Origin of the sequence: Comamonas fluminis, assembly GCF_019186805.1 — a bacterium.
Lineage (GTDB): Bacteria > Pseudomonadota > Gammaproteobacteria > Burkholderiales > Burkholderiaceae_C > Comamonas > Comamonas fluminis.
The window spans coordinates 3,102,918-3,126,258 of sequence record NZ_CP066783.1 but is presented as its reverse complement, the minus strand read 5'-3'; the positions used below and the strand labels follow the sequence as shown (position 1 = coordinate 3,126,258).

The 23,341-nt window shown below is 58.8% G+C and carries 21 protein-coding genes; 19 read left to right on the top strand and 2 right to left on the bottom strand.

Annotation, left to right across the window (positions count from 1 at the left end):
* Nucleotides 1–78 precede the first annotated feature (78 nt).
* The 17 genes from uppS to kdoO all read left to right on the top strand — a co-directional run bounded on the left by uppS (nt 79) and on the right by kdoO (nt 19,047).
* Nucleotides 79–768 (top strand): polyprenyl diphosphate synthase, encoded by a 690-nt coding sequence (uppS, locus tag JDW18_RS14605; RefSeq protein ID WP_246610554.1) that lies wholly within the window; start codon nt 79–81, stop codon nt 766–768.
* A 15-nt stretch (nt 769–783) separates the two neighbouring features.
* A complete protein-coding gene (locus JDW18_RS14600; protein WP_218240136.1) occupies nt 784–1,641 on the top strand; it encodes a phosphatidate cytidylyltransferase in 858 nt (285 codons plus the stop codon).
* Nucleotides 1,638–2,816, top strand: a complete 1,179-nt coding sequence (gene ispC / locus JDW18_RS14595; protein ID WP_218240135.1) for a 1-deoxy-D-xylulose-5-phosphate reductoisomerase — start codon at nt 1,638–1,640, stop codon at nt 2,814–2,816. The genes JDW18_RS14600 and ispC overlap by 4 nt, the downstream gene beginning before the upstream one ends.
* Before the next feature lie 98 nt (nt 2,817–2,914).
* Nucleotides 2,915–4,285: an RIP metalloprotease RseP gene (gene rseP / locus JDW18_RS14590; protein ID WP_218240134.1), complete on the top strand. Its 1,371-nt coding sequence runs from the start codon at nt 2,915–2,917 to the stop codon at nt 4,283–4,285.
* A gap of 44 nt (nt 4,286–4,329) precedes the next feature.
* Nucleotides 4,330–6,645 (top strand): outer membrane protein assembly factor BamA, encoded by a 2,316-nt coding sequence (gene bamA / locus JDW18_RS14585; protein ID WP_218240133.1) that lies wholly within the window; start codon nt 4,330–4,332, stop codon nt 6,643–6,645.
* Nucleotides 6,645–7,151 (top strand): OmpH/Skp family outer membrane protein, encoded by a 507-nt coding sequence (locus JDW18_RS14580; RefSeq protein ID WP_218240132.1) that lies wholly within the window; start codon nt 6,645–6,647, stop codon nt 7,149–7,151. The genes bamA and JDW18_RS14580 overlap by 1 nt, the downstream gene beginning before the upstream one ends.
* A gap of 18 nt (nt 7,152–7,169) precedes the next feature.
* Entirely contained in the window at nt 7,170–8,171 is a 1,002-nt protein-coding gene (gene lpxD / locus JDW18_RS14575) for a UDP-3-O-(3-hydroxymyristoyl)glucosamine N-acyltransferase (protein WP_218240131.1), read from the top strand.
* Nucleotides 8,171–8,611 (top strand): 3-hydroxyacyl-ACP dehydratase FabZ, encoded by a 441-nt coding sequence (fabZ, locus tag JDW18_RS14570; RefSeq protein WP_003053425.1) that lies wholly within the window; start codon nt 8,171–8,173, stop codon nt 8,609–8,611. Before lpxD ends, fabZ begins: the two co-directional genes overlap by 1 nt.
* Nucleotides 8,612–8,617: 6 nt before the next feature.
* A complete protein-coding gene (lpxA, locus tag JDW18_RS14565; RefSeq protein WP_218240130.1) occupies nt 8,618–9,415 on the top strand; it encodes an acyl-ACP--UDP-N-acetylglucosamine O-acyltransferase in 798 nt (265 codons plus the stop codon).
* A 50-nt stretch (nt 9,416–9,465) separates the two neighbouring features.
* Complete coding sequence (lpxB, locus tag JDW18_RS14560; RefSeq protein WP_218243921.1) at nt 9,466–10,662, top strand: lipid-A-disaccharide synthase; 1,197 nt, start codon at nt 9,466–9,468, stop codon at nt 10,660–10,662.
* Entirely contained in the window at nt 10,625–11,356 is a 732-nt protein-coding gene (gene rnhB, locus JDW18_RS14555; RefSeq protein WP_218240129.1) for a ribonuclease HII, read from the top strand. Before lpxB ends, rnhB begins: the two co-directional genes overlap by 38 nt.
* 107 nt (nt 11,357–11,463) lie before the next feature.
* Nucleotides 11,464–12,255 (top strand): TrmH family RNA methyltransferase, encoded by a 792-nt coding sequence (locus JDW18_RS14550; protein WP_218240128.1) that lies wholly within the window; start codon nt 11,464–11,466, stop codon nt 12,253–12,255.
* 169 nt (nt 12,256–12,424) lie between these two features.
* Nucleotides 12,425–13,597, top strand: coding sequence for a glutamine-hydrolyzing carbamoyl-phosphate synthase small subunit (gene carA, locus JDW18_RS14545; RefSeq protein WP_218240127.1), 1,173 nt, complete (start codon nt 12,425–12,427; stop codon nt 13,595–13,597).
* Nucleotides 13,590–16,838 carry a carbamoyl-phosphate synthase large subunit gene (gene carB / locus JDW18_RS14540; protein WP_218240126.1) on the top strand — a complete coding sequence of 1,083 codons (3,249 nt, stop codon included), beginning with the start codon at nt 13,590–13,592 and terminating at the stop codon, nt 16,836–16,838. Before carA ends, carB begins: the two co-directional genes overlap by 8 nt.
* A 245-nt stretch (nt 16,839–17,083) precedes the next feature.
* Complete coding sequence (greA, locus tag JDW18_RS14535; RefSeq protein WP_218240125.1) at nt 17,084–17,560, top strand: transcription elongation factor GreA; 477 nt, start codon at nt 17,084–17,086, stop codon at nt 17,558–17,560.
* Nucleotides 17,561–17,696: 136 nt separating this feature from the next.
* Nucleotides 17,697–18,116, top strand: a complete 420-nt coding sequence (locus JDW18_RS14530) for a DUF4149 domain-containing protein (RefSeq protein WP_218240124.1) — start codon at nt 17,697–17,699, stop codon at nt 18,114–18,116.
* 46 nt (nt 18,117–18,162) lie between these two features.
* Complete coding sequence (gene kdoO / locus JDW18_RS14525) at nt 18,163–19,047, top strand: Kdo hydroxylase KdoO (RefSeq protein WP_218240123.1); 885 nt, start codon at nt 18,163–18,165, stop codon at nt 19,045–19,047.
* A gap of 78 nt (nt 19,048–19,125) precedes the next feature.
* Here the strand turns inward: kdoO and JDW18_RS14520 are convergent, their stop codons facing one another.
* Nucleotides 19,126–19,884 (bottom strand): glycosyltransferase, encoded by a 759-nt coding sequence (locus JDW18_RS14520; protein WP_218240122.1) that lies wholly within the window; start codon nt 19,882–19,884, stop codon nt 19,126–19,128.
* A 57-nt stretch (nt 19,885–19,941) separates the two neighbouring features.
* On the bottom strand, nt 19,942–20,412 hold the full coding sequence (locus JDW18_RS14515) for a YhbY family RNA-binding protein (protein ID WP_218240121.1): 471 nt from the start codon (nt 20,410–20,412) through the stop codon (nt 19,942–19,944).
* A 32-nt stretch (nt 20,413–20,444) separates the two neighbouring features.
* Here JDW18_RS14515 and JDW18_RS14510 point away from each other — a divergent pair, with 32 nt between their 5' ends.
* Both JDW18_RS14510 and ftsH read left to right on the top strand, forming a co-directional pair.
* Nucleotides 20,445–21,107 carry an RlmE family RNA methyltransferase gene (locus JDW18_RS14510; RefSeq protein ID WP_218240120.1) on the top strand — a complete coding sequence of 221 codons (663 nt, stop codon included), beginning with the start codon at nt 20,445–20,447 and terminating at the stop codon, nt 21,105–21,107.
* Between the two features lie 247 nt (nt 21,108–21,354).
* Nucleotides 21,355–23,277, top strand: a complete 1,923-nt coding sequence (gene ftsH / locus JDW18_RS14505) for an ATP-dependent zinc metalloprotease FtsH (RefSeq protein WP_218240119.1) — start codon at nt 21,355–21,357, stop codon at nt 23,275–23,277.
* Nucleotides 23,278–23,341: the final 64 nt, after the last annotated feature.

Below are 23,341 nucleotides of genomic sequence, written 5' to 3'. Positions count from 1 at the left end.
GAGCGCAAGACCAACACAGGATTTGATTTGACTTCCAAACTGCATAGCGGCTCCGTGCCGCACCACATCGCCATCATCATGGACGGCAATGGGCGCTGGGCAAAGCGCCGTCTGCTTCCTCGTCTTGCGGGGCATAAGCAAGGGGTAACGTCACTGCGTCGTTGTACCCAGGCCTGCCTGGATCGAGGCGTGAAGGTGTTGACGGTTTTTGCCTTCTCTTCGGAGAACTGGAATCGCCCGCAGGAGGAAGTCACTGGCTTGATGAGCCTGTTTGTGTCGGCGCTGGCCAAGAACCTGATGGAGCTTCACAAAGACGGTGCACGCCTGTGCTTCGTGGGTGATCGCTCCGCTCTCGGTGACAAGCTGATGGAGAGCTTGCTGGAGGCTGAGACGCTGACAGCGCAGAACGATAAGATCGTGCTGAACGTCTGCTTCAATTACGGTGGTCGCTGGGATATTGCGCAGGCAGCTCAGAAAGTGGTGGCGCAAGGGCTTCCGCTGACACCTGAAAATCTGGACAGGAATATGGCTCTGGCGCATGTGCCCGATCCTGACCTGCTGATTCGCACTGGCGGCGAGATGCGCATCAGCAACTTCCTGCTGTGGCAGGCTGCCTATTCAGAAATGTTTTTCAGCGCAAGCCTGTGGCCTGAGTTTGATGAGGCTGAGCTGGATCTGGCGATTGGCGCTTACTTTGGCCGGGAGCGTCGCTTCGGTCAGACTTCCGAGCAAGTCGTTTCGCCAGAAAGTCCTGCGGCTCATTCCTAACAACAAAGAGGTGCCATGCTCAAACAGCGCGTCATTACCGCCTTGATTTTGCTGGCCATCCTGTTGCCAGCGCTGTTCTATTCCGCCAGCACAGTGCCTTTTGCTTTACTGATGCTGATTTTCATGGCCGCTGGTGCCTGGGAATGGGGGCGGCTCAATGGCTTTGGTCAGGCGGGCTCTTTGGCGCTGGGCGCGATCTGCACAGCCATGTGCGCGGGTTCCTGGTGGGCTGGCTGGCTGCAGCAGCCTCTGACGACAGTCTGGATCATTGCTGGTGCCTGCTGGGTTCTTGGCGGTGTATTGCTGCTGCGCGCGGGTGTGGCAGGCTGGCCCCATATTCCTTCGGCTGTGCGACTGGTGGGCGGTGTTCTGGTCCTCTGGCTGGCCTGGATGGCGGTGGTGCAGGCGCGCAATGTTGGCATCAACTACCTGCTGTCCATGCTGGTTCTGGTCTGGGTGGCTGATATTTTTGCCTATTTCGCAGGTCGCACTTTTGGCCTGAAATTCACCAAAAACAAGCTGGCTCCTTCCATCAGCCCGGGCAAGAGCTGGGAAGGTGTCTGGGGCGGCATGGCGGGTGTGGTGGTTCTGGCTCTGGTCTGGAGCTGGGCGGATCGCCACTATGGCGCCGCCGTACCAAGTTTCTATACGGTGCTGCAGTCGCGCGGAACATGGTTTCTGTTGCTGGCCGCAGTGTTTATGGCTGCGATGAGTGTGGTGGGCGACTTGGTCGAATCCCTCATCAAGCGCAGCGTTGGTGTCAAGGACAGCAGCGGCTTGCTGCCCGGCCATGGTGGTGTCCTGGATCGCATTGATGCCCTCCTGCCCACACTGCCGTTGGCAATGATGCTCTCATCCTTTGTGCATCCATGAAACAAAAAATCACGGTTCTGGGTTCAACCGGTTCCATCGGAACCAATACCCTGGATGTGGTGGCGCGCCACCCCGATCAATACGAAATCTTTGCGCTGAGCGCTGCCACGCAAGTGGACCTGATGCTCAAGCAGTGCGCCCAGTTCACGCCAAAGTTTGCGGTGATGGCCAGCGCGCCGCATGCACAGCAACTGGCAGAAAAATTGAAGCAAAATGGGCTTCAAACCCAGGTGCTGCAAGCGCAGGATGCTCTGGAAACCATAGCTTCTCACCCTGATGTCGATGCCGTCATGGGCGCAATCGTGGGCGCGGCCGGTCTGTCGCCTTGCCTGGCGGCCGCCAAGGCCGGCAAGCGCTTGCTGCTGGCCAACAAGGAAGCTCTGGTGGTTGGCGGTGCGCTGTTCATGGACACCGTCAAGCGCCATGGTGCGACTTTGCTGCCTATCGACAGCGAGCACTCGGCCATCTTTCAGTGCCTGCCTGAAGACAGCAGCACCTGGGCGCAACGTGTGGATTCCCTGCTGCTGACTGCATCGGGTGGCCCGTTCCGCCAGCGTGATCCTGCAACCCTGTCTGAAATCACGCCAGAGCAGGCTTGCACTCACCCCAACTTCTCCATGGGGCGCAAGATCTCGGTGGACTCGGCCACCATGATGAACAAGGCGCTGGAAGTGATCGAGGCGCGCTGGCTCTTCGATATGGCGCCTGAGAAGATCAAGGTCGTCATTCACCCGCAGCAAATCGTGCACTCCATGGTGCAGTTCAACGATTCATCCGTGCTGGCTCAGCTCGGCACGCCCGATATGCGCGTGCCCATCGCCTGCGGTCTGGCCTGGCCTGAACGCATTGCCAGCGGAGCGCCTCTGCTGGACTTTGCCCAACTGGCGGCACTGACCTTCGAAGAGGCAGATGCCAAGCGTTTCCCGGGCTTGCATCTGTCCTGGCAGGCGCTGCGTGCGCCTGAAGGCACAACCACAGTGCTCAATGCGGCCAATGAAATTGCTGTGGCGGCTTTTCTGGAGCGCAGGCTCTCGTTTGATCGCATTCATGCGGTCAATCTGCAGGCGCTTGAGTCGGTACAGCCTAGTGTCATCAACTCTCTGGAAGACCTGATGGCACTTGATGCACGTACCCGTGAGCGTGCAGCTGCCATTGCTCAGCAATGGGCTTTGTGACGGCTTTTTGATAGCGTTTTGATGCCATGTAGCTGGCGGCAAGGGAACTGATTGCCGTCGGCACATCTCCAAATCAAATTGCAAACAAGGAGTATCAGGTGTTGCTGACTGTTGTTTCTTTCGTCGTCGCGCTTGGCATTCTGATTGCAGTGCATGAATGGGGCCACTACCGCGTGGCTGTGGCCTGCGGTGTCAAAGTGCTGCGTTATTCCATTGGCTTTGGCAAGCCGCTGCTGCGCTGGACCAGCAAGAAATCCGGCACCGAATACGTTATTGCCATGCTGCCGTTGGGTGGCTATGTGCGCATGCTGGATGAGCGTGAAGGCGAGGTCAAGCCAGAAGAAAAACACCTTGCGTTCAACAATCAGCCGCTGCGCTCGCGTGCCGCCATAGTGGCTGCCGGGCCTGTTGCAAATCTGGTGCTTGCAGTGGCTTTGCTGGCTGCGGTGAACTGGATGGGCATGAGTGAGCCCGCTGCGCGTCTGGCAGCCCCCCCTCAAGGCTCGGTGCTGCAGTTGGCGGGTGTTCAAAGCGGCGACTGGGTGCAGCGCATCTCCAAAGATGGGCAGGACTGGCAGCCGGTCACATCGCTGAGCAATTTGCGCTGGGCCATCACCACGGCGGCGATTGAGGGTGAAAAAGTCAGGCTGGAAGTGGCATCTGGCAAAGATGCCGCTCCCCGAACCTTGAGTCTTGAGCTGGGGGCTCTGGGGCAAAGCGAGCCTGATGCAGCTTTCATGAAGCAGGTGGGCTTGCTGGGTGCCTGGACCCGTCCTGTAGTGGACGATGTGGTTGAGGGTGGCCCGGCTGATCGCGGTGGCTTGCGCAAAGGCGATTTGGTTCAGAGCGTCAATGGCCAGCCCGCGTATGACGGAGTGCAACTATTGGGCTTGGTGCGCCAACTGGGGGAGTCTGGTGGCGGGCAAGTGCAGGTCTGGAAAGTGCTGCGAGCAGGCCAGGCGACAGAGCTGCAAATCACGCCGGATGTGTTGGAGGGCAAGAATGGTCAGCCAGCCAGTGCCCGCGTGAATGCTTACCTTGGTGGTCAGCCAGATATGGTGACTGTGCGCCTGGGCTTGTGGGGTGGCTTGCAGGCTGGTGTGCAGAAAACCTGGGAGCTGTCTTCCATGACGCTGCGCATGATGGGGCGCATGCTGATCGGGCAGGCATCGCTCAAAAATATCAGCGGGCCACTGACGATTGCTGACTACGCTGGCAAATCGGCCAGCATGGGACTGGTGCAGTATTTATCGTTTCTGGCACTCATCAGCATCAGTCTGGGCGTGCTCAACCTGCTACCATTGCCCGTTCTCGATGGTGGGCACCTGATGTATTATCTTTGGGAGGGCGTGACGGGGCGAAATGTCTCTGATGTCTGGGCCGAGAGACTGCAGCGCGCTGGCGTGGCTGTGATCTTGCTGATGATGTCAGTCGCCTTTTTCAACGATATCAACCGGCTTTGGGGCTGATTTTTTACCGCTTTCGGTAAGCCGCGCTGGCGGCAATTCCACACATGAAAAAACATTTCAATCGCTTTGGCAAGCGCACAGCTATTGCCTTAGCTGCTATGGTTTTGGCTGCGCAGGCCGCGTGGGCGCTGGAGCCTTTTAAAGTCCAGGATATTCGTGTCGAAGGTCTGCAGCGTGTGGAGCCGGGTACCGTTTTTGCATCCATGCCCGTGCGCGTGGGTGACGAGTACAACGACGAAAAGGGCGCAGCCGCCATTCGCTCGCTGTTTGCGCTGGGCCTGTTCAAGGACGTGCGCCTGGAGGCCAATGGCAATGTGCTGGTCGTGGTGGTGGAAGAGCGCCCCACCATTGCTGAAGTGACTTTTGCGGGCACCAAGGAATTTGACAAGGACACGCTGACCAAGGCCATGCGTGATGTGGGTCTGGCCGAAGGTCGTCCTTTTGACAAGGCGCTGGCAGACCGCGCGGAGCAGGAACTCAAGCGTCAGTACATCAACCGCAGCCTGTATGGCGCTGAGGTGGTGACGACGGTGACGCCTATTGAGCGCAACCGAGTGAATCTGACTTTCACGGTGTCCGAAGGTGACCCGGCCAAGATCAACGAAATCCATATCGTTGGCAACAAGGCATTCAAGGAATCTACGCTCAAGGATCTGTTTGACCAGGACACTGGCAACTGGATGAGCTGGTACACCAAGTCTGACCGCTATGCGCGCAACAAGCTCAATGCGGACTTGGAAGCGCTGCGCTCTTACTATCTGCAGCGTGGCTATCTGGAGTTTCGGGTGGACTCCACACAGGTTGCCATCTCACCAGACAAGCAAAACATCGGCCTGACCGTCAATATTCACGAAGGTAACCAGTACGTGGTGTCTGGCGTGAAGATGGAAGGCAACTTCCTGGACCGTGACGACGAATTCAAGTCGCTGGTCAAGATCAAGCCCGGTGAGCCCTATAACGCCGACCAGGTTTCTGAAACCATCAAGGCTTTTACGGACTATTACAGTAACTTCGGTTTTGCCTTTGCCAAGGTCGAAGCAGTGCCGGAAGTGGACCGCACGAACAACCGTGTGCAGGTCGTTCTGCAAGCCCAGCCTTCACGCCGCGCCTATATTCGCCGTATCAATGTGAGCGGCAATAACAAGACCCGTGATGAAGTGATTCGCCGGGAATTCCGCCAGTTTGAAGCCTCCTGGTACGACGGCCAGAAGATCAAGCTCTCGCGCGACCGCGTGGACCGTCTGGGCTTCTTCACCCAAGTGGAAATCGAAACTCAGGAAGTGCCCGGTTCTCCCGATCAGGTGGATTTGCTGATCAACGTAGTTGAAAAGCCCACGGGCTCGATTCAGCTGGGTGCTGGTTTCTCCAGCGCGGAGAAGGTGTCGCTGTCCTTTGGTATCAAGCAGGAGAACGTCTTTGGCTCCGGTAACTACCTGGGTCTGGACGTCAATACCAGCAAGTACAACCGCACCATGGTGGTGTCGACAACCGATCCGTATTTCACGGATACCGGTATTTCGCGCACTTACGATGTGTACTACCGTACAACACGTCCGTACTACGACGATGGCGCTTACAAGATCGTCACCAAGGGCGCGAGTGTGCGCTTTGGTGTGCCCTTCAGTGAAGTGGATACGATCTTCTTCGGTGCAGGCGTTGAAGGCAATGAAATCAAGCCTGGCACCTATATGCCCGCTGTTTACAGCGAGTATTGCGGCGGTACAGCGGACTCCAATACAGGTTGCTCCAAGACCGGCATTCCTTTTACCCTGGGCTGGTCGCGTGATAACCGCGACAGCGCACTGGCTCCCAATGCAGGTCGCTACCAGCGTCTGAATCTGGAAACCTCCTTCTTGAGCGATATGCGCTACTGGAAGGCTAATTACCAGATTCAGCAATATATTCCGCTGAACAAGAAGTACACCATTGCCCTGAACGGCGAATTGGGCTGGGGCAAGGCCATTGGCAGCAATCCTTATCCCATTTTCAAGAATTTCTATTCGGGTGGTCTGGGTTCGGTTCGCGGCTTTGAGCAAGGCTCATTGGGTCGTCGCGATAGCGTTAATGCCAATCTGGCCTTGGGCGGTACACGCAAGCTGACGCTGAATGGCGAATTCATGGTTCCATTCCCCGGCGCAGGAAATGACAGAACTCTGCGTTTGTTCGGTTTTGTGGACGTGGGTAATGTGTGGGCAGAAGGTGAAAGCATGGAGCTGAACTCCCTGCGCGCCTCCACAGGTATCGGTATTAGCTGGATTTCTCCACTGGGTCCGCTGCGTTTGGCTTATGCTCAGCCTATTCGCAAGGAAACCGGCGATAGAATCCAAAAACTGCAATTCCAAATCGGAACATCTTTCTAATGAAGTCTCTTTCTAGCCATCTTTCTCTGGCTGTGCTGCTGGGCGCTATGGCCGTCTCTGCGCATGCACAGGAATTCAAGGCAGGCTTTGTCAACACGGATCGTATCTTCCGTGAGGCATCCGCTGCCAAGGCTGCTCAGTCCAAGCTTGAGCAGGAGTTCTCCAAGCGTGAAAAGGATTTGGTCGACCAGGGCAATTCCTTGAAGAATGCTTCGGACAAGTTCGAGCGTGAAGCGCCCACCATGGCTGAGAGCCAGCGCGCTTCGCGCCAGCGTCAGTTGGTGGATCAGGATCGTGAATTCCAGCGCAAGCGCCGCGAATTCCAGGAAGACCTGAACGCCCGCAAGAACGAAGAACTGGCTGCAGTGCTCGATCGCGCCAACAAGGTGGTCAAGCAAGTGGCTGAGACCGAAAAGTACGACGTGATCCTGCAGGAAGCTGTGTATATCAACCCCAAGTTTGATATCACAGACAAGGTGATCAAGGCGCTGAACGGCGCCAAGTAAACCTGAGGGTTACACAACGTGAGCGTTTCATTGGGACAGATTCTCGATGCGCTCGGCGGTGAACTTGTCGGTGGTGGTCGCGAGATGGTTATCTCGCGTATCGCCCCGCTGGACTCCGCGGGCCATGGTGATCTGAGCTTTCTCAGCAATCCCCGTTATCGCCAGCAACTGGCCGCCTCACAGGCGGCCTGTGTCATTGTGGCGCCTGCCATGCGTGACGAGGCTGCGCAGCGCGGTGCCTGCATTGTCACCGCAGATCCTTATGCCTATTTTGCGCGAGCAACGCAGTGGTGGAAGGCGCATCAGCAAGGTGGCCGACCCCGTGGCATTCATGCCAGTGCGGTAGTAGACGCATCTGCCCAGGTCCATGAGAGCGCCTATATCGGCCCGCAATGCGTGGTGGATGCTGGTGCTGTCATTGGTGCTGATACGGTGCTCAAGTCGCGTGTCACCATCAGCCAGGGCTGCGTGGTGGGTGCGCGCTGCATCATTCATTCGGGTGTGGTGATTGGCGCTGATGGCTTTGGTTTTGCACCATCGGCAGGGCAGTGGGAAAAGATTGAGCAGCTGGGGGCTGTGCGCATTGGTGATGACGTGGAAATCGGCGCCAACACCTGTGTGGATCGCGGGGCACTCGACGACACCATCATTGAAGATGGCGTCAAGATCGATAATCTCGTGCAGATTGCTCACAATGTGCACATTGGTGCGCATACAGTGATTGCTGGCAATACCGGCATTGCGGGCAGTGCGCGCATTGGAAAGCACTGCCAGATTGGCGGAGCTGCCAATATTCTGGGGCATTTGACAATTGCGGATGGCACGGTGATCTCGCCGACCTCCATGGTCACTCGCTCCTTGCCCAAGGCAGGTTTTTATACAGGCATCTTTCCGTTGCAAGAAAACGAGCAATGGGAAAAGAACGCTGCAACCTTCAGGCAGTTGTACACGCTGAGAGAGCGGGTCAAAAAGCTTGAACAAGCGCTGGCTGAGGGCCGGCAAAGCAACAACGGAAATTGATGATGGATATTCAAGAAATTCTCAAGCAACTGCCTCACCGCTATCCCTTCCTTTTAGTGGATCGTGTGCTGGAGCTTGAGCGCAACACACGCATCAAGGCGATCAAGAACGTCACGTTCAACGAGCCGTTCTTCACCGGTCACTTCCCCGGTCGCCCCGTTATGCCTGGCGTGCTGATTCTTGAAGCTCTGGCACAGGCCGCAGGCCTGCTGGCTTTTGATGCCATGGGCCAGGTGCCTGATGAAAACAATATCTACTACTTCGTGGGTATCGATTCGGCACGTTTCAAGCGTCCCGTGGTGCCAGGAGACCAGCTGGCTCTGGAAATCACCATCGACCGCGTGCGCGGTGGCATCTGGAAGTTCAATGCCGTGGCCAGCGTGGACGGCGAAGTGGCGGCCGAAGCCCAGCTGATGTGCACCATGCGCCACGTGGGATAAGCATTGATGGCGGCTGAGAGCTTGATTCATCCCACCGCCGTGGTGGACCCTGCGGCCCAACTGGACACCACGGTGTCCGTTGGGCCGTATGCCGTCGTTGGCCCCAAGGTCCGCATCGGTGCGGGCACCAAGGTGGGCCCGCATTGCGTGATCGAGGGTGACACCACCATCGGCCGCGATAATCATATTTTCCAGTTTGCGTCGCTGGGTGCTCAGCCTCAGGACAAGAAGTACGCGGGCGAGCCCACGCGTCTGGTGATGGGTGACCGCAACACGGTGCGCGAGTTCTGCACCTTCAACACCGGCACCGCCCAGGATCGTGGCGAGACCACCATTGGCCATGACAACTGGATCATGGCATATGTGCACATTGCGCACGACTGTGTGGTGGCTAACAACACCACGCTGGCCAACAACACCACGCTGGCGGGCCATGTGCATGTGGGCGACTGGGTAACGATTGGTGGTCTGACCGGTGTGCTGCAGCGCATGCGCATCGGCGCGCACGCCATGGTGGGCTTTCAGGCCCACGTGAACAAGGATGTGCCGCCTTTCATGACGGTGGATGGCAACCCGCTGGCTGCCCGCAGCGTGAATCTGATTGGCCTCAAGCGCCGTGGCTTCTCGGACGCGCGCATCGCCGCCGTGCGGGAAATGCACAAGCTGATGTACCGCCAGGGTTTGACGCTGGAGCAGGCCATTGCCGCCATGGATGCCATCAAGGCCGATACGCCAGAAGCCATGCAGGACGTGGACTTCATGCAGGCTTTCCTGGCGTCTGCCACCAACGGCATTACACGTTGATAGCAGCTTGCGCTGATCCTTTTTAGGTTTGAGACGTGAATCCCTCTGATATGCTCAAACAGCGTGCGCAAGCAGCTGCAGATTTAGTAGCGCCCCGCATCGCCATGGTGGCGGGCGAGGCCTCGGGCGATCTGCTGGCTTCCCTGCTGCTGGATGGCCTGCGCCAGCGCTGGCCCGATGCCACATCGATGGGCATTGGCGGCGAGAAGATGCAGCAGCGCGGCTTTGACGCGTGGTGGCAATCCGAGCGTCTGGCCGTGCACGGCTACAGCTGGGAAGTGCTGGCCCGCGTGGCCGAGTTGCTGGGCATTCGCAAAAAGCTGCGCCAGCGCCTGATTGCGCATCCGCCATCGGTTTTTGTGGGTGTGGATGCACCGGACTTCAATTTGGGCCTGGAGACTTCGCTGCGTGAGGCCGGTGTCAAGACGGTGCACTTTGTCTGCCCGTCCATCTGGGCTTGGCGTGCCGATCGTGTGGAAAAAATCCGCAAGGCGGCCGACCATGTGCTGTGCATCTTTCCGTTTGAGCCAGAACTGCTGGCCCAGCACGGCATTGAAGCGACTTACGTTGGCCATCCGCTGGCCCAGGTGATTCCGCTGCACCCCGACCGCGCGGCGGCCCGCGCGCGGCTGGGCCTGCCCGAAGAGGGCCTGGTTCTGGCCTTGCTGCCTGGCAGCCGCCGCTCGGAAGTGCGCTATATCGCTTCAGGCTTTTTCAAGGCTGCAGCCTTGGTGCTTAAAGCGCTTCCAGCTACCAAAATCGTAGTGCCAGCCGTGCCCTCGCTGTTCGAAGAAGTGCAGCGCATTGCGGCAGAGGCCGGCATGCAGGACCGCTGCTTGATCGTCAAAGGCCAGTCGCACGATGTGCTGGCCGCCTGCGACTGCACGCTTATTGCCAGTGGCACCGCCACGCTGGAGGCCGCGCTGTACAAGCGCCCGATGGTCATCAGCTACAGCATGCACCCCTGGAGCTGGCGCCTGATGCAGCGCAAGCAACTGCAGCCCTGGGTGGGGCTGCCCAATATTTTGTGCGGCGACTTTGTCGTGCCCGAGCTGCTGCAGGATGCCGCGACCCCCGAGGCACTGGCGCAAGCCGCACTGGGTTGGCTGCGGGCCAGCCAGGATTCTCCTGCCACCATTGAAGCGCTGGTTGAGCGCTTCACCGCGCTACACCACGAACTGCGCCGAGATACTGCCGAACTGGCTGCCCATGCGATCGAAAAAATCATTGCCACCCCCTCTGCTTGAGCAAGACTGCCTGCCCTGGCATCCGCCCGGGCTGGTTGCAGGGGTGGATGAGGCAGGGCGCGGCCCGCTGGCGGGTCCTGTCGTGGCGGCGGCTGTCATCCTGGATGACATGAAGCCCATCGCGGGCCTGAACGATTCCAAGAAACTCACGGCCAACCGCCGCGAAGTGCTGTACGACGAGATTCGCGCCAAGGCCTTGTGCTTTTGCATAGCGCAGGCATCGGTGCAGGAAATTGACGAGATCAATATCCTCCAAGCCACTTTGCTGGCCATGCGCCGTGCGGTGATGGGCTTGCGCCTCAAGCCCGTGCTGGTGCTGGTCGATGGCAACCAGCTGCCGCAGATTGATGTGCAGGCCGAGGCCATTGTCAAAGGTGATGCGCTGGTGCAGGCGATTTCAGCGGCTTCCATTCTGGCCAAGGTCACGCGGGACCGCTGGTGCGAGCGTCTGGATGCCCAGTACCCGCAATACGGCTTTGCTGGCCACAAAGGCTACGGTACGGCAGCGCACCTTGCTGCTTTGCGCACCCATGGTGCAACGGCCGAACACCGCCGCTCTTTCTCGCCCGTGGCCCAGGTGTTGCAAGCCGGGCAAGTGTGTGAAGGGGTTGCGGCCCAGCCCGTGGTGTGCGAAACCGGCGTGTCCGGCGTTACCTCCATGGTGATGATGTCGCAGGCATCGCTGTACAACTGATGCATTCCCGAGCGCGGCGCAAGGCTGGCTCGGGCGTTTAATCTTCTTGATTCAGGCTCGGCAGGCTGGCGCTTGCCGGGTTTTTGCTTTTTTACCCAGAGGTTGACATGGCTGCACGCCCCCAGGTCACAGACATTCATTCGCGCGACAACGCTTTCGTCAAAGAGCTGCGCCGCCTGTCGCAAGACAGCACGGCCTACCGCAAGCAGGGCCAGGTCTGGCTGGAGGGTGACCACCTGTGCCGCGCCGCGCTGGCGCGTGGGTTGGCGCCCAAAGTGGCGGTGTTTGCAGAGTCTTTTTGGCCTAAGGCGCCTGATGAGTGGGCGCAAGCAGCTAGCAAAGTCATAGTGCTGGCCGATGTGCTGTTCGATGAAATCAGCAGTCTGGAGTCTCCCGCCCGTATGGGCTATGTGATGGACTGGGACGCCAGCGTGCAGGCCCAGGCGGGCGTAGCCACCGTGGTGCTGGACCGGGTGCAGGATGCCGGCAATGTGGGCAGCATCTTGCGCAGCGCCTCGGCCTTTGGTTTCAAGCAAATCGTGGCACTCAAGGGCACGGCCGCACTGTGGAGCCAGAAAGTGCTGCGCGCTGGCATGGGCGCGCACTTTGGCCTGCATCTGGTGGAAGCCGCTTCGGTCGAAGACGTGCAGTCTTTGCAAGTACCGCTGATAGTGACCAGCTCCCACCAGGGGACATTGATTCACGAAGCCGATCTGCCCTGGCCCTGTGCCTGGGCCATGGGGCACGAAGGGCAGGGTGTGGGTGATGCGCTGATGGACATGGCGCAGCACCGCATCAGCATTGCCCAGCCCGGAGGTGAGGAATCACTCAATGTGGGGGCGGCTGCTGCGATTTGCCTGCATGCCAGCAGCGTAAGCATGCTCAAGCGTAGAGGGTAATCCCGAGGCAATCCGAGGGGCTGTCGCCGACCGCGCCTATAATGGGCGGCTTTCAAGCATTCCTTCTACGCCTAGCGACGCTACCTCGCCATCCCCTGCAGACAAAACTGTCCCAGCGCACCGCCTGGGCATCGTTGGGCGTACCGTAATTAAAAAACCGGAGAACCCAGTGCTTTTGTCTCTCAAGGGAGCCTTCCCCCCCGCCATCCTGGCGCTCGCAGACGGCACGGTCTTTATTGGCAACTCGATTGGTGCGCAAGGCACCACCGTTGGTGAAGTCGTTTTCAACACTTCGCTGACCGGCTACCAGGAAATCCTTACCGACCCCAGCTATTGCCAGCAGATCGTGACGCTCACGTATCCGCACATCGGCAACTACGGTGTCAATCCTGAAGACGTTGAAGCTGACAAGATCCATGCCGCAGGTCTCATCATTAAGAACCTGCCTTTGCTGGCCAGCAACTTCCGCAGCACCCAGACACTGTCTGAGTACCTGACGGCAGGCAAGACCGTCGCCATCGCCAACATCGATACCCGCAAGCTCACGCGCCTGCTGCGTGACCATGGTGCGCAAAACGGCGCCATCGTGGGTCTGGCTGCGGGTGAAGAAGTCACCCAGGCCAAGATTGACGAAGCCATTGCCGCTGCCAAGGCTGCGCCCAGCATGAAGGGCCTGGACCTGGCCAAGGTGGTGACCACCGACAAGTCCTACGCCTGGACCGAGACCGAGTGGAAGCTGGGCGAAGGCTACGGCAAGCTCGAATCGCCCAAGTTCAAGGTCGTGGCTTATGACTTTGGCGTGAAGAAGAACATTCTGCGCATGCTGGCCGAACGCGGCTGCGACGTGACCGTGGTGCCTGCCCAGACGCCTGCCAAGGACGTGCTGGCGATGAACCCCGATGGCGTGTTCCTGTCCAATGGCCCTGGCGACCCCGCACCTTGCGACTACGCCATTGCTGCCGCGCAAGAGATCATGGCCGCCAAGATGCCTTTGTTCGGCATCTGCCTGGGCCACCAGATCATGGCGCTGGCCTCGGGTGCCAAGACCTTCAAGATGCAAAACAGCCACCACGGTGCCAACCACCCCGTGAAGGAGCTGGCATCGGGCCGCGTCAGCATCACCAGCCAGAACCACGGTTTTGCGGTGGAAATTGATTCGCTGCCCGCCAACGCACGTGCCACGCACATCAGCCTGTTCGACGGCACGCTGCAAGGCCTGGAGCGCACCGATGTGCCCGCCTTCTGCTTCCAGGGTCACCCCGAAGCATCGCCCGGCCCGAACGATATCGGCTATCTGTTTGACCGCTTCACAGCGCTGATGGAGAAACACAACAATGCCTAAGCGCAACGACCTTAAAAGCATTCTGATCATTGGCGCCGGTCCTATCGTGATCGGTCAGGCCTGCGAGTTTGACTACTCCGGCGTGCAGGCCTGCAAGGCCCTGCGCGAAGAGGGTTACAAGGTCATTCTGATCAACAGCAACCCCGCCACGATCATGACCGACCCGGCCACGGCCGACGTCACCTACATCGAGCCCATCACCTGGCAGACGGTCGAGAAGATCATCGCCAAGGAACGTCCCGATGCCATCTTGCCCACCATGGGTGGCCAGACCGCGCTGAACTGCGCGCTGGACCTGTGGAAGCACGGCGTGCTGGACAAGTACAAGGTGGAGCTGATCGGCGCCAAGCCCGAAGCCATCGACAAGGCTGAAGACCGTCTGAAGTTCAAGGACGCCATGACCAAGATTGGTCTGGGCTCCGCACGCTCCGGCATCGCCCACTCGATGGACGAAGCCTGGGCCGTGCAAAAGCAGATGGGCTTCCCCACCGTCATCCGCCCCAGCTTCACGCTGGGCGGCACGGGTGGCGGTATTGCCTACAACTCGGAAGAGTTCGAGACGATCTGCAAGCGCGGTCTGGAGGCATCGCCCACCAACGAGCTGCTGATTGAAGAATCTCTGCTGGGCTGGAAAGAGTACGAGATGGAAGTGGTGCGCGACACCGCGGACAACTGCATCATCGTCTGCTCGATCGAAAACCTGGACCCCATGGGCGTGCACACCGGTGACTCCATCACCGTGGCCCCTGCCCAGACCCTCACCGACAAGGAATACCAGATCATGCGTAACGCATCTCTGGCCGTTCTGCGCGAAATCGGTGTGGACACTGGCGGCTCCAACGTGCAGTTCTCGGTGAACCCCAAAGACGGTCGCATGATCGTCATTGAGATGAACCCCCGCGTCTCACGTTCCTCGGCACTGGCTTCCAAGGCCACGGGCTTCCCCATCGCCAAGATCGCGGCCAAGCTGGCTGTGGGCTTTACGCTCGATGAGCTCAAGAACGAAATCACCGGTGGCAAGACCCCCGCGTCGTTCGAGCCTTCGATCGACTACGTGGTCACCAAGATCCCACGTTTTGCGTTCGAGAAGTTCCCCGCTGCCGACAACCGCCTGACCACACAGATGAAGTCGGTTGGTGAAGTGATGGCCATCGGCCGTACCTTCCAGGAATCCTTCCAGAAGGCCCTGCGCGGTCTGGAAGTGGGCGTGGACGGCATGAACGAAAAGACCCAGGACCGCGAAATCCTGGAAAAGGAACTGGGCGAGCCCGGTCCCGACCGCATCTGGTATGTGGGTGACGCTTTCGCTGCCGGTTGGACGCTGGATGAAGTGCACAACATCACCAAGATCGACAAGTGGTTCCTGGTGCAGATCGAAGAGATCGTGAAGATCGAACTCGACCTGGACAAGCACTTTGAAGCGCATGGCGACAAGGCCTTGTCGCTGCTGGATGCCGCTACGCTGCGCACCCTGAAGCAAAAGGGCTTCTCCGACCGCCGTCTGGCCAAGCTGTTGCACACCACCGACAAGGCCGTGCGTGAAGCACGCAAGGCCCTGAAGGTGCGCCCCGTGTTCAAGCGCGTGGACACCTGCGCGGCCGAGTTCGCCTCCAACACCGCGTACATGTACTCCACGTACGACGAAGAGTGCGAAGCACAGCCCACGGACAAGAAGAAGATCATGGTGCTGGGCGGTGGCCCGAACCGTATCGGCCAGGGTATCGAGTTTGACTACTGCTGCGTGCACGCCGCCATGGCCATGCGCGAAGATGGTTATGAAACCATCATGGTTAACTGCAACCCCGAAACCGTGTCCACCGACTACGACACGTCGGACCGTCTGTACTTCGAGCCGCTGACGCTGGAAGACGTGCTGGAAATCGTGGCCGTCGAGCAGCCTGCTGGCGTGATCGTGCAGTACGGCGGCCAAACGCCTTTGAAGCTGGCTCTGGGCCTGGAAAAAGAAGGCGTGCCCATCATCGGTACCTCGCCCGACATGATCGACGCGGCCGAAGACCGCGAGCGCTTCCAGCACATGCTGCAGCAACTGAACCTGCTGCAGCCGCCCAACGCCACCGCCCGTACCGAAGAAGAAGCGCTGCAACACGCCACTTCCATCGGCTACCCGCTGGTGGTGCGCCCTTCCTATGTGCTGGGTGGCCGTGCGATGGAAATCGTGCACGAGCAGCGTGATCTGGAGCGCTACATGCGCGAAGCCGTCAAGGTCTCCAACGACTCGCCCGTGCTGCTGGACCACTTCCTGTCCAACGCCATCGAGTGCGACGTGGACTGCGTGCGTGACCGCGAAGGCAAGGTCTTCATCGGCGGCGTGATGGAACACATCGAGCAAGCTGGCGTGCACTCCGGTGACTCTGCCTGCTCGCTGCCTCCGTACTACCTCAAGCCCGAGACCGTGGCCGAGATCAAGCGCCAGACCGCTGAAATGGCCCATGGCCTGAACGTGGTGGGTCTGATGAACGTGCAGTTCGCCATTCAAGAGCGCGACGGCAAGGACGTGATCTACGTGCTGGAAGTGAACCCCCGCGCCTCGCGCACGGTGCCGTTCGTCTCCAAGGCCACGGGCATCCAGCTGGCCAAGGTGGCAGCACGCTGCATGGTGGGCGATACGCTGGCAGAGCAGGGCATCACCAAGGAAGTGACGCCGCCTTACTTCAGCGTCAAGGAAGCCGTGTTCCCGTTCGTGAAGTTCCCCGGTGTGGACACCATCCTCGGCCCCGAGATGAAGTCCACCGGTGAAGTCATGGGCGTGGGCAAGACCTTTGGCGAAGCCTTTGTGAAGAGCCAGATGGGCGCCGGCGTCAAGCTGCCGACCGAAGGCAAGGTCTTCCTGTCCGTGAAGAACGCAGACAAGGTGCGCGCCGTGGCCGTGGCCAAGGAACTGGTTGCCATGGGCTTCAGCCTGTGCGCCACCCGAGGCACCGCTGCCGCGCTGACCGAAGCCGGCCTGCAAGCGCAGACCGTCAACAAGGTGGCCGAAGGCCGTCCGCACATCGTGGACATGATCAAGAACGGCGAAATCGCCCTGGTCATCAACACCGTGGAAGACCGTCGCAACGCCATCGCTGACTCGCGCCAGATCCGTACCAGCGCATTGCTGGCCCGCGTGACCACCTTCACCACCATCTTCGGCGCGGAAGCCGCCGTGGAAGGCATGAAGGCCATGCGCGGCAGTCTGGATGTGATCTCGGTGCAGGAAATGCATGCACAGCTGCAGCATTGATCGGCAACATTGATTTGCCGCACTGATGTGCATCACAACCCGTGACAGCCCGAGAGGGCGACCGGGTTTTTACCGGATTTATGCCGTGGCAAACGCGGCATAATACTCGGTAATGAATTTCAACCGCCGCGCGGCAACGTGCGGCGGTTTGCTTTTGGGGCACAGGCCCCTGTTGGGCTTTCCCAGCGGTCTGTGCAAGAAGTGCCGCGCCCGCCGCGGCGTTTGCTGAATCTGGAGACTTGACCATGGCCACCATCCCAATTACCAAGCGCGGAGCAGAAAAGCTCAAGATTGAATTGCAACGTCTGAAGACGGTGGAGCGTCCAGCTGTGATTCAGGCGATTGCCGAAGCCCGTGCACAGGGCGACCTGAGCGAAAACGCTGAATACGAATCTGCCAAGGAACAGCAAGGCTTTATCGAAGGCCGTATCGCTGAAATCGAAAGCAAGATGTCTGCAGCGCAGATCATCGACCCCTCGGCCTTGGACGCCGGTGGCCGTGTGGTGTTTGGCGCCACCGTGGATCTGGAAGACGAAGACAGCGGCGCCGCTGTGACCTACCAGATTGTCGGTGAAGACGAGGCCGATCTGAAGCACGGCCTGATCAATGTTTCCAGCCCCATTGCCCGTGCTCTGATCGGCAAGGAAGAGGGCGATACCGCCGTGGTGCAGGCGCCGGGTGGTGAGCGTCGGTATGAGATCGTGGGCGTGAAGTATCTCTGATCACCCCTGAGGCGCTGCGCGCCTTCCCCTCTCTCTACGCGCTTTCGCGCTAAGGGAGGGGACGATGCCGTCGCCGCGAGGCGGCTCTTGCTCGGCATCTCTGGTTTGCGCTCTGCCATGCTGAAAGTTCATCGTCATGTTTGATCGCTTGCCTGTTTTCTTTGCGGCTCTTTGGTGGGGCAGTCTGTCGGCCATAGGCTTTGTGGCTGTGCCCATGTTGTTTGCCAATTTGCCCCAGCCTGCCATGGCTGGCTTTATGGCGGCTAAGCTGTTTGCGACGCAGACATGGATTTCGATAGCATGCTGCGCGCTGCTGCTGGTGTTTTCCAAGCGAAAACATGTTGAAAAGATGGAGTCGTGGGCGCAGGCAGCTATTGGTTTTGTGATTGCTGGCATGCTGCTGGCCCTGCTGGTGCAGTATGGTGTCTCGCCCAAAATCGTGGCGCGAGAGAATCTCAAGCTCTGGCACAGCGTGGGCACTGGCATGTATGCGCTGCAGTGGCTGTGTGCGGCCATTGTTTTGTGGCGAGTTGCAGGGACTCGCAAGCAGGCTTGATCCATGCCAAGCCCGGTCAATGCGGCCGGAGTAAACTGGCCGGGCCATGGAATCTCAAATCGTAAAAATCGACGCGACAGACTGGAACAATGTTTCGGGTCGCGATGAATGGACTGCGGCTGTTGAAGCTGGCAAGGTCCTGTATTTCCCGCAGCTGACTTTTCAGCTGACCGAGCAGGAAAAAACGCTGCTGCGCCCCGATGTGCGTGACCCCAAGACGCGCAATATCAGCCTCAATGTCGATGGCTCGATCAAAGGCGTCGTAGGCGATGAAGGCACCCAGCAGCAGGTTGCTGCCATGGTGACCCGCTTTCGCGATCAGGCCACAGCGTTGATTGCGGGCTTGTTTCCCGCCTACATGCCTGTGGTGCGCATGGCGCCCACCAGCTACCGTCCTTCACAGGTTGAAACGCGTGCCCAGTCCTGGCGCGCCGATGACAAGCGCATGCATGTGGATGCATTTCCCTCGCGCCCCAATTACGGCGAGCGCATTTTGCGCGTGTTCACCAATGTGAACCCCGATGGGCAGCCACGTGTTTGGCGTGTGGGCGAGCCCTTCACCGATGTCGCCAAGAAGTTTGTGCCACGCGCCAAGCCCTATAGCGCCTGGCAGGCCAAGGCGCTGGAGTTGCTGCATGTGACCAAGTCCTATCGCAGCGAGTATGACCACCTGATGCTGCAGCTGCACGACGGCATGAAGGGTGATATGGACTACCAGCAAAACGCGCCGCAGGAAACGGTGCCGTTTGCTGCGGGCTCTACCTGGGTGTGTTTTTCCGATCAGGCCGTGCATGCCGTGATGGCAGGGCAGTACATGCTGGAGCAGACCTTGTTTTTGCCGCCAGGCAGCGAATACAACCCGGAGGCCAGCCCGCTGTCCATCCTCACGCGCATGAAGGGCCATGCGCTGGTGGATGTCAAGCACCGATAGCTCACCGCCGTCGGACAACAAAAAAGGCGTTGAACCTTGTGGTCAACGCCTTTGTTTTTGTGCGCAGAGACTGTGTGATCAGCCCCAGGCCTTTTCAATCCACTTGGCGGGCTCGATGTGGCGGAAGCGCTTGTTGCGGCGGCCTTCCAGTGCATCAGGCGGGTTCACCTCGCCGTGGAAGATTACGATGCGCGCATCAACGGGCGGCACAGGCTCTTTCCAATAATTGGTAGGCCAGGTCGGAATGCAGTAGTACTTGAAGCTGGGGCACCATGCGGCAGGCCAGTAGTCCAGCTTGCCCTGCTTGTGCAGAAAGTGCGACAGGTATTCCTGCTCGTTGCGGTACTTGGCGCGCATTTCTTCGGTGTGTGCGCGGAAATAATCCAGCACATCGGCGTGCGCGCCCAGCTCAAAGCGATAGACCGAGGAATTGCCGACAATGCGCTCGCCAAAACGCCAAAAGCGCGGGTAGTCGTGAATGATGCGGAAGTCGCCAGGCAGCGTGAAAAACTCATCCATGCTGCCCACGATCACCACATCCAGGTCCAGAAACAGGGCCTGACCCTTGAGTCCATGCAGATCGCGCTCAAAGGTGGTGAGCTTCTTCCAGGCTCCATCACGCTGGCCGGGCGCCAGATGAATATTCAGGTCTGGAATGGGCAGGCATTCCACTTCGGGGCGTACCCCTTCGGAACTATCGGTCAGGCAGACAAAGCGAAAATCTCCGCTGAGATGGCGGCGCACCATGGCATAGAGTCGGTTGACGTACTCCGGGCCGTACTTGGTGCCCCATTTCATGCAAAGAATATGGCGTTGCTGCTGTGTGGTCTGAACCATGGATAAGCGGTCTCAGCAAAAAAGTGGGCAAATGGGCGATGGCGGACGAATCTGCGATTAGTCCAGACGGCCTTTTTTGACCGATTTTTGCTTGGGCTTGGCGCGCTTGATGGTGCCACCTGCTGTCAGGCGTTGATTGCCCAGCACGCGGATTTGCTTGACTTCAGGCTTCTGACCGGCGCGGCCGAACTTGAGCACCTTCACATCACGAGGGCCGGGCATGCGGTCGTCGTCATGGTGGCGTTCTTTTTCGGGCATGGGGCGCCACAGCACCAGCAACTTGCCAATGTGCTGGATGGGAGCGGCGTTCAGCTCGTCGCAAAGTTGTTGGTAGATTTGCTCACGGCCAGCGCGGTCATCGCTGAAAACGCGGACCTTGATCAGACCATGGGCATTGAGTGCGGCGTCCACTTCCTTCTGTACGGCAGTGGTCAGGCCATCGCCACCGATGAGGACCACAGGGTCCAGATGGTGGGCTTCGGCGCGGTGTTCCCGGCGCTCTGCGGGAGTTAATTCAATTTGGGGCATACCCGTATTATCAAGGCTGCGAGAATTCAGGCATGAATACCAAAACTAAAAGCAAGAAGGTCAATAAGAATTGGCTGTACGACCACATCAATGACCCGTATGTAAAAGCCGCACAAAAAGACGGCTATCGGGCCCGTGCGGCCTACAAGCTCAAGGAAATTGACGAGTCGCTCAAGCTCATTCACCCCGGTCACACTGTGGTGGACTTGGGCTGTGCACCCGGCGCGTGGAGCCAGTATGTACGCCGCCGTCTGTCGCCCAATGGTGCGGCGGTGGGCGCACTCAATGGCCGCATCATCTCGCTGGATTTGCTGCCCATGGAGCCTATCGAGGGTGTGCATTACATCCAGGGGGATTTCCGCGAAGAGTCCGTGCTGGCGCAGTTGGAAGAAGCCATGGGCGGCGGCAAGGCCGATGTGGTGGTCTCCGACATGGCTCCCAATCTGTCCGGACATGGCTCGACGGACGCCGCACGTGTTGCGGTGCTGATCGAGATGGCGGTGGATTTTGCGGTCAACAACATGAAGCCTGAGGGCTCGCTGGTCGTCAAGCTGTTCCATGGCAGTGGCTACAACGAGCTGGTGGATCTGTTCAAGCAAACCTTCAAGGTCGTCAAGCCCATCAAGCCAAAGGCATCGCGTGACAGGTCGGCAGAAATTTTCCTTGTCGGCACGCAGCTCAAGAACCCCGCCTGATGGCTTGATGCGCAGGCTTAGGGGTATATGACCTTATGCTCTGCTGCAGCAAATTGGCGAAACTGATAGCGCAAAGCCTTGATAAAACATTGGCTTAGGGCTAGTTGGGTGCAAGACCGCATTCTGCCTATGGCCGCTATAGCGGGGAATAGGCTGCTTTGGCGCTTGAAACACCTAAAATGAACCTCAACTAGGTCTGGAAGTTCGCTTTCGACCTCTACATCTGAATATTCCTTTGGAGCCCCGTTTGAACAATCAGTGGTTTTCAAAAATTGCCGTCTGGCTGGTCATCGCCATGGTGCTGTTTACGGTGTTCAAGCAATTTGACACCCGTGGCGCTGGCGGTGCCTCCCATGTTGGCTACTCCGAATTCCTGGAGCAGGTGCGCAGCAATCGCATCAAGAGCGCCACGATTCAGGAAGGCTCTGGCGGCACTGAAGTCGTGGCAACCACGACGGATGATCGCAAGATCCGCACCACCGCGACTTATCTGGATCGCGGCCTTGTGGGCGATTTGATCAACAACAACGTCAAGTTTGACGTCAAGCCCCGTGAAGAAGGCTCGCTGCTGATGACTCTGCTCGTCAGCTGGGGCCCCATGCTGCTGCTGATTGGCGTGTGGGTGTACTTCATGCGCCAGATGCAGGGTGGCGGCAAGGGCGGCGCTTTCAGCTTTGGCAAGTCCAAGGCGCGCATGCTTGACGAGAACAACAACACTGTTACTTTCGCGGATGTGGCAGGTTGCGATGAGGCCAAGGAAGAAGTCAAGGAAGTTGTTGACTTCTTGAAGGACCCCAACAAGTTCCAGAAGCTGGGTGGTCGTATTCCCCGTGGTCTGCTGCTGGTGGGCCCTCCTGGTACTGGTAAGACGCTGCTGGCCAAGTCCATTGCGGGCGAAGCCAAGGTGCCTTTCTTCTCGATCTCGGGCTCCGACTTTGTGGAAATGTTTGTTGGCGTGGGCGCGGCTCGCGTGCGCGACATGTTCGAAAACGCCAAGAAGAATGCACCTTGCATCATCTTCATCGACGAAATCGACGCCGTTGGCCGTCAGCGTGGTGCTGGCATGGGTGGCGGTAACGACGAGCGCGAGCAGACTCTGAACCAGATGCTGGTGGAGATGGATGGTTTCGAGACCAACCTCGGCGTGATCGTGGTCGCAGCCACCAACCGCCCCGACATTCTGGATGCCGCCTTGCTGCGCCCAGGCCGTTTTGACCGTCAGGTGTATGTGACATTGCCCGATATCCGTGGCCGTGAGCAGATCCTGAACGTGCACATGCGCAAGATTCCTGTTGGTCAGGATGTGAACCCCGCGATCATCGCGCGTGGCACGCCTGGCATGTCGGGTGCCGATCTGGCGAACCTGTGCAATGAAGCTGCCCTGATGGCTGCTCGCCGCAATGCACGTACTGTAGAGATGCAGGACTTCGAAAAGGCTAAGGACAAGATCATCATGGGCCCCGAGCGCAAGACCATGGTCATGCCCGAGGAAGAGCGTCGCAATACTGCGTACCACGAAGCAGGTCACGCACTGATCGGCAAGCTGCTGCCCAAGTGCGACCCTGTGCACAAGGTCACCATCATCCCTCGTGGCCGTGCGCTGGGTGTGACAATGAGCCTGCCTGAGAAGGATCGCTACTCCTACGATAAGGAGTACATGCTCAACCAGATCGCCATGCTGTTCGGCGGCCGTATTGCAGAAGAAGTCTTCATGAACCAGATGACCACTGGTGCGTCGAATGACTTTGAGCGTGCTACCGCAATCGCTCGCGATATGGTGACCCGCTATGGCATGACCGATGCACTGGGCCCTATGGTTTATGCAGAGCAGGAAGGTGAGCCTTTCCTGGGCCGCTCCATGAGCAAGTCCAGCAACATCAGCGAAGAAACCATGCAAAAGGTGGATGCTGAAGTGCGTCGCATCATTGATGAGCAGTACACGCTGGCGCGCAAGCTGATCGAAGACAATAGCGACAAGATGCACGCCATGGCCAAAGCCATGCTGGACTGGGAAACCATCGATGCCGAGCAACTCAACGACATCATGGCAGGCAAGGAGCCACGTCCGCCCAAGGACTGGACTCCACGCAATCCTCCTTCGTCGGATGGCGGTAATTCTTCCGGAGGTACTCCGGCCTCGAATGCCGAGCCTTCACCTACTACCGCTTGATTGACAAGCCGGTTACAAAAGGTCCTTCGGGACCTTTTTGTCTTTTCTGGAAAGCTGGAGTCGC